Source organism: Bradyrhizobium sp. BR 1432 (assembly GCF_051547705.1).
Classification (GTDB): Bacteria; Pseudomonadota; Alphaproteobacteria; order Rhizobiales; family Xanthobacteraceae; genus Bradyrhizobium; species Bradyrhizobium zhanjiangense.
Genome location: NZ_JBPUGF010000003.1, coordinates 7031890 through 7043666, shown reverse-complemented (window position 1 = coordinate 7043666; position 11777 = coordinate 7031890). Strand labels below are relative to the sequence as shown.

The window sequence follows — 11777 nt, the reverse complement described above, 5'->3', positions numbered from 1 at the left end:
GACGTCACCTCCGGCTAACCATCTCCGCGGCGGAATCTTGCTGGTGTGGCATTTTTCTCTGCCTGCCCGTTCGATTCGCCCCGGCGCGAGCCGCGGGCGGCGATTTCGGCGACCAGTGTCGTCAGGCTGTTGACCGCGTTCAGCGACAGTCCGGCGTCTCCACCGGTCTCGCCGCGGGCCGATTCGGCAGCACGGCGCGCTGGAAGCCGAGTTTTGCCGCTTCCTTCAGCCGGGCCGGGGTCTGCGCCACCGGGCGGACCACGCCGGAGAGCGAGATCTCGCCGAAATAGACGGCATCGGTCGGTAACTGCGCATTAACCAGGGATGATACCAGCGCCGCGGCCGCGGCGAGATCCGCCGCCGGCTCGTTGATGCGCAGGCCGCCCGCGACGTTCAGATAGACGTCGTGCCCGGACAGCTTGACCCCGCAATGGGCTTCCAGCACCGCCAGCACCATCGAGAGCCGGCTCGGGTCCCAGCCGACCACGGCCCGGCGCGGGGTGCCGAGCGAGGTCGGGGCCACCAGCGCCTGCAATTCGACCAGGACAGGCCTTGTGCCCTCGATCCCCGCGAAGACGGCGGTGCCGGGCGTGCCGAGATCGCGCTCGGACAGGAACAGCTCGGAGGGGTTGGTGACCTCGCGCAGGCCGAGGCCCGTCATCTCGAACACGCCGATCTCGTCGGTCGGCCCGAACCGGTTCTTCACGGCGCGCAGGATGCGGAATTGCTGCGAGCCTTCGCCCTCGAACGACATCACGGCATCGACCATGTGCTCGACCACGCGGGGGCCGGCGATCTGGCCGTCCTTGGTGACGTGGCCGACCAGGATGATGGCGGCGCCGGTCTTCTTGGCGAAACGGATCAGCGCCTGTGCCGAGGCGCGGACCTGGGTCACGGTGCCGGGTGCGGATTCCACCGTATCGGTCCACATGGTCTGGATCGAGTCGATCACGATCAGCCGCGGCACCGCGCCCTCCGACAGCGTCGAGACGATGTCCTCGACCGAGGTCTCGGCGGCGAGCTGCACCGGCGCATCCGACAGGCCGAGCCGCTCGGCGCGCAGGCGCACCTGCGCGACCGCCTCTTCGCCGGAGATGTAGACGACGCGGTGACCGGCGCGCGCCAGCAGGCTGGTCGCCTGCGTCAGCAGCGTCGATTTGCCGATGCCGGGATCGCCGCCGACCAGCAGCACCGAGCCGCGGACAAAACCGCCGCCGGTGACGCGGTCGAACTCGGTCATCCCTGACGAGAGGCGCGGCGCATCCGGGCTCTTCCCGGCGAGGCTCTCCAGCGCAAGGTGCGCCCCTTGCGCTTGGAGCGGATCGACACCGGCACGCTGCCGCTGGTGTCCTCCTCGGCCAGCGTGTTCCACTCGCCGCACGACTCGCACTTGCCCTGCCAGCGGTTATAGGCCGCGCCGCAGTTCTGGCAGACGAAGGAAAGACTGGATTTGGCCATGGGGATAGCGAGTTCGTGCTCAAGGAGATTGCGTCGCGTTCCATAGCATGGAGAGCCCGGCCGCGACCATGATCGCGTCCATCAGCAGGCGAAACATCTCCGGCTTCAGGTGCAGCACGAAGCGCTTCGCGATGAAAGCGCCCGACATCAGCGAGCCGCCCGCGATCAGGCCCTTGACGAAGACCTCGCCGGTCAGCGCGCCGAAGCGCTCGAACGTCACGGATTTCGCGAATAGAGCCCGAGCGAGGAGGCCGCTTCAGTGGCGAGGAATGCGCCCTTGCTGAGCCCGTAGAACAGGAACAGCGGCACGCTGAGCGGGCCGGTCGAAACCACGATGCCGGTGAGATAGCCGATGATTGCGCCGCTGATGGCGAGGTGCCGAGAGATTGGCCTTGAGGTCGTGCCGCGCTAGCCAATGCCGCACCGGCACCATCGCGATCAGGAAGATGCCGATGGTGAGATCGACGGCATGCGAGGGCAGCGCCAGCAGCGTCCGCGCGCCGAGCGCTGCGGCCGGAATGCCCGTCACCGAATAGGCTGCGCAAGCCCGCCAGTCGACCTCGCGCCACCACGCCAGGATGCGCGAAAGTTCGCCATCACGGAGGCCACCGCCATGATCGGCACGGCTTCCTTCGGCCCATAGGCATAGACCAGCACCGGCATCAGCATGATCGACGAGCCCGTGCCGACGATGCCGGAAATGGTGCCGGCGACGAGGCCGACGCTGAGGACGAAGAGAAAGGCCAAGACGATCTCCGCGAATCGGGAGAGTTTAGCCGTGGTCAGCGATGCGGGCGATCCGTTCTAAGCGAGGGAACCCAATGCGCTGCGCATCGGCATGCCGGTCTGTGCGCCGGCCTTGAGGCACTTCAACGCGGCCGCTTCGCAGCTCACCTCGAGCGCGCGTTGCAGCGGCACGCCCTCGCTGACCATCGCTGCGAACGTGCCGACGAAGGTGTCGCCGGCGCCGGTCGTGTCGACCGGGGTGATGCGCGGCGTGGCGGCGTGCAGCGGGGCGCCGTCGGTGGTTATTGCCAGCGCGCCCTGCGCACCTGCGGTCACGATGCAGGTGAGGTTGCCGGCCTTGGCGAGGTGCATAGCAGCCGTTTCGTAGCTGGCCGCCGCAAGGCCGATGGCCGCTGCGGCATCCATTGCCTCGTGTTCGTTGACGAGCAGATAGTCGGTCACAGCGAGAAGCTCTGTCACCATCTCACCGGTCATCTTCTCCGGGACCGGTGCGAGATTCCAGATCACGGTGCCGGGAGCCGATTTGGTTTTGCGCGCAGCCTCCAGCGCTTGTGCAAAGGGCACCTCCATTTGAAGCACCAGCACCGTGTCGCAATTAAACAGTTCGGCAGGAATATCACTGGCACTCGCAGTGATATTGGCGCCGCTTGCCACCGTGATCGCGTTCTCGCCGGCCTGATCGACCGTGATGAACGCACAGCCGGTCGGTTCATGGGCCCTGGAGATGAGATCGGCGTCGACGCCATTGGCCCTGAGATTCTCGATCGCGCTGTCGCCAAACCCATCCCGGCCGACGCGGCCCGCCATGCGCACGCGTCCCGGTCCGGCGATCCGCGCGGCGGCGACGGCCTGATTGGCTCCCTTGCCGCCGAAATGGGTCCGGTAGGACGGCGCCAGCACAGTCCGGCCAGGACCCGGAATGACGGGCACCTCCGCGACGAGATCGATGTTGAGCGATCCGAACACCAGGATCATGGACAGCCCGTCAGCCTTGCTCGTCCATGACGCGCAGCTTGTCGACGCGGCGGCGAAAATCCTCGTCGGTGGAGAATTCGGCGGAGAGATAGGACGAGACCAGATCCACGGCGAGCCAGGCGCCGACGATTTGCGCGCCGATGCACATGACGTTGACGTCGTCATGCTCGACGCCTGATGGGCGGAATGGACGTCGTGGCAGACCGCGGCGCGGATGCCCTTCATCTTGTTGGCCGCGATCGAGGCGCCGACGCCAGTGCCGCACACCATGATGCCGCGCGCGGCTTCGCCCGACGTCACCTTCTGCGCCACCGCGCGCGCGATGTCGGGGAAGTCCACCGGCTTGTCGTCATGGGAGCCGACGTCGATGATGTCGTGGCCGAGCTTGCGGATGTGATCGATGACGGTCTGCTTGAGCGGCCAGCCGGCGTGGTCGGATCCGATGACGAGACGCATGTAATGTCCTTCTTGATCTTGCATTGACCGTGACAGCCGCGTGCGGCTGTCACGGTTTCCGTTTTGGTTCAGCTGCGCATCTCGGGCGGCAGCTCGACCCCGTGGAACTTCTTGTAGATCGCGTTGAGCTTGCCGTTCTTGACGTTCTCGGTGATCCAGGCGTTGAGCTTGTCCATCAGGCGCTGCTCGCCCTTCTTCAGGCCGATGGCGAGATCGAAGGTCGCCAGCGGAATCCTCGGATTCGAACACGCGCGAGGGATTCTTCACCCCGATCTGGTTGATGATCGTCGCGGACGAGGCGACGCAGTCGACCTGGCCGGAGACGGCCGCCGTCACCATGGTGGCATCGTCGTCGTAACGGGCGATCTTGAGGTCCTTGTCCTTCATGTTGGACAGGGTGGTGTCCTGGGTGGTGCCGCGTGAGACGCCAATCGACTTGTCCTTCACGTCGGGCCAGTCCTTGACGGTCGATGACTTCAGGCAGCCGACATCGGATTGCAGCGTCGCGTAGCGCTTGGTGAAGTCGATCACCTTGGCGCGGTCCGGCGTCACCGACAGGGTCGAGATGATGATGTCGGCCTTGCCGGTCAGGACGTTGGGGATACGGGTCGCGCCGGTGGTCTGGATGAACTCCAGCTCGAGCCCCCAATCCTTGGCGAGCAGCTGGGCCACTTCGACGTCGGAGCCGGTCGGCTTCATGCTGGAATCCGATCATCCCCGAGGGCGGGATGGCGAGGTCCGTCGAGATGCGGATTTTCTTCGCCTTCGTGATGTCGTCCAGCAAATCGGCCGATGCCGGCGTCGCGGATATCATGACGAGGCAGCACAGCGCGGCGGCCGTGCCCAGCAAGGTCTTGTTGGTCATCCCTAGTTCTCCTCTCCTGTTATGATTTCAGGTTTCCAGTGCCCACGAATTGCGTGAGTTCGGGCGTCGTCGGCGATGTCAGGATCGAGGCGGGGCCGGTCTCGTGGACCTTGCCGCGATGCATGAACACGATCCGGTCAGCGATGCCCTTGGCAAAGCCCATCTCGTGGGTGACCATCACCATGGTCATGCCGTCAGCCGCCAGCTGCTCGATCACCTTCAGCACTTCGGCGGTGAGTTCGGGATCGAGCGCGGAGGTGACCTCGTCGAACAGCATGACCTTGGGCTGCATGGCGAGGGAGCGGGCGATCGCGGCGCGCTGCTGCTGTCCGCCCGAGAGCTGCTCGGGATAGGCGTGCAGCTTCTCCTCGAGCCCGACCTGCGCGAGCACTTTTCGCGCGAGCTCCTTGGCGTGCGAACTTGGCATGCCCTTCACCGCGCACGGCGCGAGCGTGATGTTCTGCTCGATCGTGAGGTGCGGAAACAGATTGTAGCTCTGGAACACGATGCCGACGTCCTGGCGCAGCGCGCGTAGATCGATATCGGGCCGGTCGACGCGATGCCCGCAGACGACGATCTCGCCGCCGTCGACCTTCTCGAAGCGATCGATGCAGCGCAGTGCCGTGCTCTTGCCGGAGCCGGAGCGGCCGATCAGCGCCAGCACCTCGCCGCGCGCGACGGCAAAGGAGACGCCATCGAGCACCCGGAGCGGACCAAAGCTCTTCTGCACGTCGCGGAGCGACACGATCGGTTCGGAGGAGAGGGCGTTCTGATGCATGTCAGGCTGTCGCGAGGTTGGACCTGCCACGCCCCATCCGCCGTTCCAGCCTCTGGCTGAACAGCGACAGGGGATAGCACATGGCGAAGTAGGTGACGGCGATGATGGCGTAGATGGCGAACGGCTCGAACAGCGAGTTGTTGACGATCTGGCCCGAGCGCATCAGCTCGACGAAACCGACGACGGAGGCGAGCGAGGTATTCTTGATGATCTGCACCATGAAGCCGACGGTCGGCGGCGTCGCGATACGGATCGCCTGCGGCAGGATCACTTTCATCATGCGCTGGGTCCGGCTCAGCGCCAGGCCCTCGGCGGCCTCCCATTGCGGCTTCGGTACGGACTGGATGCAGCCGCGCCAGATCTCGCCGAGATAGGCGGCGACGTAGAGCGTGAGAGAAGCGCCGGCGGCGGCGAGCGGCGAGACCTTGAGGCCGATGGCGGCGAGGCCGAAATAGCCGAGGAACAGGATGACGAGCAGCGGCGTGCCCTGGACAAGCTGAACGTAGATGGTGCTGGCGATCCGCACCGATTTGAGCGGCGATATGCGCGCCAGCGCAATGACGAAGCCGACGATGCCGCCGCCGATCAGCGCGATCATGGACAGCCCGATTGTCCACAGCGCGCCCTGGCCGAGGAACATCAGATGATTGATGTTGAGATGTCCGCCCATGGTCATCTCACAACGGCGTGCCGAGCCGGCGCCGGCGCGGAAACAGCACGAGGCCGAGGCCCCAGAAGCCCGCGCGCATCACCAGCGAGAGGATGACGTAGAGCACGGCGACGATGATGTAGGTCTCGAACGCGCGATACGTGTCCGACTGGATGTAATTCGCGACCGCGGTGAGCTCCTCGGCCGAGATCTGCGAACAGACCGAGGAGGCCAGCATCAGCAGCACGAACTGGCTGGTCAGCGCCGGATAGACCTTTTCGATCGCCGGCAGCAGGATGATGTGCCAGTAGATCTGCAGGCGCGACAGCGCCAGCCCCTCGGCGGCCTCGATCTGTCCGCGCGGGATCGCCTCGAAGCCGGCGCGCATGATCTCGGCGGTATAGGCGCCGACATTGATCGTCAGCGCGGCCACGGCCACGGTGAAGGCGGAGTATTTCAGGCCAAGGCTGGCGAGGCCGAAATAGACCAGGAAGATCTGCACCAGCAGCGGCGTATTCCGGATGGTTTCGACATAGACCTTGCAGGCGCCCGCGATCAGCGCGTTGTGCGTGCCGCGTCCGACCGCCGCGAGGGTGCCGAGCAGGGCGCCGAGCACGGTCGCGAAGAATGCCAACTCCAACGTGAGCGCGGCGCCGGCCAGGAAGCTCGGCCAACGCTCCAGCACTGCGGGAAAGTCGAGTCGGAGGCTCATCGTCGTCGGTTCAGCCGGTGACCTGGTTGGTCATGCGGTCATAGACGCGGAACAGCGCCTGGTTGCCGTTGCTGCCTTCGCCATGGGCGCGCGCATCGACGTACTGGCTGGTGACGAGCGCGGTGCCGGGCAGCGGCACGCTCAGCGCCTGCGCGTGCTCCTGCACCAGGCGGAGGTCCTTCAGCATCAGATCGATGCGAAAGCCGGCGCCGTCGTCGCCTGCGATCATGGAGGGACCGAGCTTGTCCAGCATCCAGGACGCCGCAGAGCCTCCGAGCAGCACCCGGCGTAGCAGGTCGAGGTCGACCCCGAGGCCCGCCCAAGCGCGAGCGCCTCGCAGATCGCCTGGATGTTGATGCCGCAGATCAGCTGATTGCAGAGCTTGACGGTCTGGCCGGCGCCGGACGCGCCGACATGCGTGATGGTCGTGCCCATCGCGCGGAAGAACGGCTCGGCCTGAGCGAAGGCGGCCGGATCGCCGCCGGCCATGATCGAGAGCGCAGCGTTCTTGGCACCCACGGGCCCACCCGAGACCGGCGCGTCGATGAAGCTGACACCGGCCCTTTGCAGGTCGGCATGGATGCGGCGGACGGCAACCGGCGAGATCGTGCTCATGTCGACGATCAGCTTGCCGGGAGGAGGGGATTTCAGCAGGCCGTGCTCGCCGTAAATGGTCGCCTCGACATGGGGGGTGTCGGGCAGCATGGTGATGACGATATCGGCGCCTTGCGCGGCATCGGCAGGGCCCTTGGCGCGGGTCGCGCCTTCCTTGACGCTGTCCGCCAGCGCGGCTTCGTTCAAATCGAAGACGCGGACCGCGTGGCCGGCCACCAGGAGGTTGCGCACCATCTCCCGTCCCATCGTGCCGATGCCGATGAAGCCGACATTGCCCTTGTCGTTCCGTCCCATATTGTCAGTCCGTTTCTTGATCGATTGCTTCTTGGTTGGCTCGCCGTCCGTGATCAGCCCGAGGCGCTGGTCTTGTCGATGTCGCCGACGACGGCGCGCCGCCGGTATTCGTCGCCGATGGCAAAATGCTTGCGCAGCGTCGCATCCGCGCGCTCCGGGTCACGTGCAATGACCGCTTCGAAGATGCGCCGGTGATCGTCGATCAGATAGGTCTTCATCGACGGGAAGGCCTGCACCAGCTCGCGGCGGCTGCGATGCGAATGCGTCAACAGGCCCGCCATCGAACTGTGCAAAACCGTCAGCGTCTCCGAATGCGAGGCCACGACGATGGCGCGATGGAATTCGAAGTCGGCCATGCCGCCGGCATCGGCTTCGTCGATCGTTTCTCCGATTTTTGCCAGCGCGCGCTGCAGGCGTTCGAAATCGGCGATGTTGGCACGTTCGCAGGCGAGCCTGATCGCCTGGCATTCGATCGCGACGCGGGCCTGCATGACATCGTCGAGCATGTCCGCCTGTTGGGCGAGCGCGAAGGTGAAGAAGTCATTCAGCACGGAGACGTCTGGCCGCGTCACCACGGTGCCGATGCGGTCGCGGATCTCGACGATGCCGAGCACGGTGAGGGCGCGCAGCGCCTCGCGGACGATCGGCCGGCTGACACCGAGCAAGGTCGCCAGCTCGCGCTCGGAGATCAGGCGGTCGCCGGGCTTGAGCGAGCCCGCAAGCAGGCGTTCGCGCAAGAAGGCGAACACCTTCTCGAACCCCTTTTCGCCCTCGGTGGCCCGCTTGAGTTCCATCCCAGTCCTCTTGGTCTGATCTTGGTCAGACCAGTATGATAACCAAGGCGCGGAGGTCAAGAGGCCTTAACTAATCGAGGGTGGAAATCGGCGACCGGCTTTGAGGCGGCGGGCTTCGGAGCCAACATTCATGCCCCGCTGGTGGGCCGCGATCAGGGCTCTGTTCCGCGGGCCCGACAATTACATCCGATTTTGGCGTACCGCGCCGACGCGGTGTTGAACCGATACGTTGATTTGGCGGTGACAAGGAGGTTCGCTGGCGAAGTACGGCGGCTGAAACGCGATAGGGACCGCGCGAGCGCATGTTGGCAGCGTCGGGAGAATTCTTCGATGATGACATTCTGCCAGTGTTTTGCCCGACGAGTCAAATGGGATTTCGGATTTTGCGTAAGCCATTGAGCGCACAGGGGTCGGCTACTGTGCATGGGGTTGTTTTTCAGGTTTTTGTTTTAGGCGTCCCGCTGCTGACAGCATGTTGGCAGCAGGGACCGGCTACGACCACCTCCTGACAAAACGGAGCGAGGATCATGCCGATCGAGGCAAGCTGTCATTGCGGTGAGACGGTGTTCGAGGTGACGGAGGCGCCTTCGAGCGTGACGCGCTGCACCTGCACGCTATGTGCCAAGCGCGGCGCGCTGTGGGCCTATTACACGCCGGCGCAGTTCCGCCGGCTGTCGCCGGCGGAGAACGTTGCGACCTATCTCTGGGGCAGCCGCACCGTCAAACATCATTTCTGCGCGAGCTGCGGCTGCGGCACCTATTCGGAGTCGCCGGACTGGTCGACCGGCAAACCCGATTTCGACAATCCCAAGGTCGCTGTGAATGCGCGCCTGTTCGACGATTTCGATCTGGAGGCCGTGCCGGTGACCGTGATCGACGGCAGGAATTTGTGGTGAGCCCACAGTTTCGTAGGGTGGGCAAAGCGTTAGCGTGCCCACCATTTCGACCTCGGTGAGGATAGAGATGGTGGGCACGGCGCTATGCGCCTTTGCCCACCCTACGGCTACGGCATCGTCGACCTATTTCAACTCCACCCACGCCGGCGCGTGATCGCTGGCGCCATCCTCGCCGCGGATCTTCTTGTCGACGCCAGCTTTGACCAGCCGCGGGGCGAGGGCAGGGCTGAGCAGGAGATGATCGAGCCGCAGGCCCGCATCGCGCGGCCAGCGGTTTCGCTTGTAGTCCCAGAACGTGTAGACGCGCTGTTCGGGATGCAGTTCGCGGATCGCATCGCACCAGCCTTGGTCGACCAGCGAGGCAAATGCCGCGCGGCTCTTCGGCTGGATCAGTGCATCCTTGTCCCATGATCGGGTCGGATAGATGTCGATCTCCGTGGGGGCGACGTTGTAGTCGCCGGCGAGCACCACCGGCAGATCCTGCTTGATGAAGCTCTTGGCGTGGCGCTTGAGCCGCGCGAACCAGTCGAGCTTGTAGTCGAATTTCGGCCCGGGCTGCGGATTGCCGTTTGGCAGGTAGATGCTGGTGACGATGATGCCGCGCACGGCGGCCTCGATGTAGCGTGCTTCGTGATCGTCGGCCTTCCCCGGCAAGCGATCGCGGGTGAGCACCGGCTCGGCGTTGCGAGCGAGGAGGGCGACGCCGCTCCAGGTCTTTTGTCCACGCCAGACTGCGCCATAGCCGGCCTTTTCGATGGCCGCTGCCGGAAATTCGCCATCACTTGCCTTCAACTCCTGAAGCGCGACGACATCGGGCTTCGCCACGCGCAGCCATGCCAACAGATTGGGCAGGCGGCGATTGATGTTGTTGATGTTGAATGTCGCAATCTTCATGTAGGGCTAACGCTACTGCCTTCCGATACCGGAGACACAATGTCCAAGTTGAGCTTTGTTGCCGTCGCACTCGTCATCGCGTTCTCCGGAGCCGTATCGGCACAATCGTCCGATCCGCGCGGCGCGTGCAAGGCGGACTATGACAAATTCTGCGCCGGCATCGCGCCGGGCGGCGGCATCGTCGCATGCCTCAACGGCAAGCGCGACCAGCTCACTGCGACCTGCAAGGCGGCGCTGGATAGCAGGAAGAAGAAATAAGTCTCGTGTCCCGGACAAGCCGTAGCGCGCAAGCGCACAGCTGAAGGCGCGCTGCGCTGCATCCGGGGCACGCGTGTATCCGCTAGGACGGCAGCGGCGGCGGGGCTGTCGGCTGCTCGATGGGTGGCGGTGACGGCGGTTGCTCGGCCGCCGCGGCAACCGCCTTTGCCAGCGGCTCCACGACATTGCCGCCCTTGTAGATGCGGGCGTAGCGGTGGCCGAGGCTGGTCAGCACCTCATAGCCGATCGTGCCGAAATGATGCGCGAGCTCGTCGACGGTGATGCCCTCTCCGAGCAGCGTCACCATGTGGCCGCGCCGCGCCGCGTTCGGCGGCAGGTCGGTGATGTCGATCGCGATCAGGTCCATCGAGATGCGGCCCGCGACCGGGCAGCGTTTTCCGGCCACGATGACCTCGGCGCCGCGGGTGCCGTCATTGGAGCTGGCGGCGCGGAAATAGCCGTCGGCATAGCCGACCGCGATGATCGCGAGCTTGGTCGGCCGCCGTGCGGTCCAGGTGCCGCCATAGCCGACGCTCTCGCCGCGATCGATGCTGCGGATCTGCACGATGCGCGCCTTGAGGTCGACCACCTGCTGCATCGGATTGTCGGCCTCCGGCGTCGGGTTGACGCCGTAGAGCGCAGCCCCCGGTCGCACCATGTCGAACTGGAAGGGGGCACCGAGGAAGATGCCGGACGAGTTGGCGAGCGCGGCCGGCACGCCTGAGAATTCGCTGGCGATGCTGCGGAAGGCTGCGAGTTGTCTTGCATTGACCGGACTGTTGAGCTGCTCGCCCGAGACCAGATGGCTCATCACCAGCGTAATGCCGTGATCGCCGGCATTGATGCGGGGAATGATGGCCTGCGCTTCTGCAAGCGTCAGGCCCAGCCGGTTCATGCCGGTGTCGATGTGAACGGCGGCGCCTCCGGTCCAGCCGCTGCGGCGGCAGAACACGTCCCATTCGGCGAGCTCGTTGAGATCGCCGATCACCGGCCGGCAGTTGATCTTCGCATAGTGCTCGCCGGTGTTCTGGAAATAGCCGCCGAGCACGTAGATCGTGGGCTCCGGCACCGCCTCCCGCACCTTGCGCGCTTCCTCGATGGTGGCAACGAAGAAGGTCTTGCAGCCGGCCCTGCTCAGCGCACGCGCGACTTCGGGGGCGCCGCAGCCATAGGCGTCGGCCTTGATCACCGCCGCGCATTCGGCCGGCACCGCCGTCTTCTCGAGCTTGCGCCAGTTGGCGATGATGGCGTCGAGATCGACGGTGAGCACGCCGCCATAGGCTGCGAGCGCGGCAGCCTGATTGGCCTCCGCGGAGAGAGGACCGGGTTGCGGGATCGTTTTCGGAGCGGACGCCATTGTCATGACGCCGTTTTACGCAAGAGACC

General features: G+C 65.3%; 8 protein-coding genes and 6 pseudogenes. 2 read left to right on the top strand and 12 right to left on the bottom strand.

The window, feature by feature from the left end:
• Positions 1 to 14: 14 nt before the first annotated feature.
• The 10 genes and pseudogenes from radA to ACSKB8_RS34230 all read right to left on the bottom strand — a co-directional run bounded on the left by radA (position 15) and on the right by ACSKB8_RS34230 (position 8343).
• Positions 15 to 1458: pseudogene (gene radA / locus ACSKB8_RS34275) on the bottom strand (DNA repair protein RadA).
• A 19-nt stretch (positions 1459 to 1477) separates the two neighbouring features.
• A pseudogene (locus ACSKB8_RS34270) lies at positions 1478 to 2205 on the bottom strand (sulfite exporter TauE/SafE family protein).
• 57 nt (positions 2206 to 2262) lie between these two features.
• Positions 2263 to 3168, bottom strand: a pseudogene (locus tag ACSKB8_RS34265) (ribokinase); the annotation flags it as partial.
• 22 nt (positions 3169 to 3190) lie between these two features.
• Positions 3191 to 3636, bottom strand: a pseudogene (gene rpiB, locus ACSKB8_RS34260) (ribose 5-phosphate isomerase B).
• 68 nt (positions 3637 to 3704) lie between these two features.
• Positions 3705 to 4501: pseudogene (locus ACSKB8_RS34255) on the bottom strand (transporter substrate-binding domain-containing protein).
• A gap of 19 nt (positions 4502 to 4520) precedes the next feature.
• On the bottom strand, positions 4521 to 5279 hold the full coding sequence (locus ACSKB8_RS34250) for an amino acid ABC transporter ATP-binding protein (protein WP_438108884.1): 759 nt from the start codon (positions 5277 to 5279) through the stop codon (positions 4521 to 4523).
• A gap of 1 nt (position 5280) precedes the next feature.
• A complete protein-coding gene (locus ACSKB8_RS34245) occupies positions 5281 to 5949 on the bottom strand; it encodes an amino acid ABC transporter permease (protein WP_370985449.1) in 669 nt (222 codons plus the stop codon).
• A 7-nt stretch (positions 5950 to 5956) separates the two neighbouring features.
• Positions 5957 to 6640, bottom strand: a complete 684-nt coding sequence (locus tag ACSKB8_RS34240) for an amino acid ABC transporter permease (protein WP_438108883.1) — start codon at positions 6638 to 6640, stop codon at positions 5957 to 5959.
• Positions 6641 to 6650: 10 nt separating this feature from the next.
• Positions 6651 to 7549: pseudogene (locus ACSKB8_RS34235) on the bottom strand (NAD(P)-dependent oxidoreductase).
• A gap of 53 nt (positions 7550 to 7602) precedes the next feature.
• Positions 7603 to 8343 carry a FadR/GntR family transcriptional regulator gene (locus tag ACSKB8_RS34230; RefSeq protein WP_370985446.1) on the bottom strand — a complete coding sequence of 247 codons (741 nt, stop codon included), beginning with the start codon at positions 8341 to 8343 and terminating at the stop codon, positions 7603 to 7605.
• 527 nt (positions 8344 to 8870) lie between these two features.
• On the opposite strand from ACSKB8_RS34230, the gene ACSKB8_RS34225 reads away from it, so the two are divergent.
• Complete coding sequence (locus tag ACSKB8_RS34225; protein ID WP_438108882.1) at positions 8871 to 9239, top strand: GFA family protein; 369 nt, start codon at positions 8871 to 8873, stop codon at positions 9237 to 9239.
• 123 nt (positions 9240 to 9362) lie between these two features.
• Here ACSKB8_RS34225 and ACSKB8_RS34220 read toward each other — a convergent pair whose 3' ends face one another.
• Complete coding sequence (locus ACSKB8_RS34220) at positions 9363 to 10133, bottom strand: exodeoxyribonuclease III (protein WP_438108880.1); 771 nt, start codon at positions 10131 to 10133, stop codon at positions 9363 to 9365.
• Between the two features lie 39 nt (positions 10134 to 10172).
• Between ACSKB8_RS34220 and ACSKB8_RS34215 the strand changes: the two genes are divergently transcribed.
• Positions 10173 to 10391, top strand: a complete 219-nt coding sequence (locus ACSKB8_RS34215; RefSeq protein WP_091895024.1) for a cysteine rich repeat-containing protein — start codon at positions 10173 to 10175, stop codon at positions 10389 to 10391.
• An 82-nt stretch (positions 10392 to 10473) separates the two neighbouring features.
• On the opposite strand, the gene alr is transcribed toward ACSKB8_RS34215, so the two are convergent.
• Entirely contained in the window at positions 10474 to 11748 is a 1275-nt protein-coding gene (alr, locus tag ACSKB8_RS34210) for an alanine racemase (RefSeq protein WP_438110793.1), read from the bottom strand.
• Positions 11749 to 11777 lie beyond the last annotated feature (29 nt).

Excerpts from the sequence above, each read along its gene's own strand:
- ACSKB8_RS34250 (WP_438108884.1), bottom strand. The coding sequence starts at position 5,279 with ATGCATCAGAACGCCCTCTCCTCCGAACCGATCGTGTCGCTCCGCGAC.
- ACSKB8_RS34245 (WP_370985449.1), bottom strand. The coding sequence starts at position 5,949 with ATGGGCGGACATCTCAACATCAATCATCTGATGTTCCTCGGCCAGGGC.
- ACSKB8_RS34240 (WP_438108883.1), bottom strand. The coding sequence starts at position 6,640 with ATGAGCCTCCGACTCGACTTTCCCGCAGTGCTGGAGCGTTGGCCGAGC.
- ACSKB8_RS34230 (WP_370985446.1), bottom strand. The coding sequence starts at position 8,343 with ATGGAACTCAAGCGGGCCACCGAGGGCGAAAAGGGGTTCGAGAAGGTG.
- ACSKB8_RS34225 (WP_438108882.1), top strand. The coding sequence starts at position 8,871 with ATGCCGATCGAGGCAAGCTGTCATTGCGGTGAGACGGTGTTCGAGGTG.
- ACSKB8_RS34220 (WP_438108880.1), bottom strand. The coding sequence starts at position 10,133 with ATGAAGATTGCGACATTCAACATCAACAACATCAATCGCCGCCTGCCC.
- ACSKB8_RS34215 (WP_091895024.1), top strand. The coding sequence starts at position 10,173 with ATGTCCAAGTTGAGCTTTGTTGCCGTCGCACTCGTCATCGCGTTCTCC.
- alr (WP_438110793.1), bottom strand. The coding sequence starts at position 11,748 with ATGGCGTCCGCTCCGAAAACGATCCCGCAACCCGGTCCTCTCTCCGCG.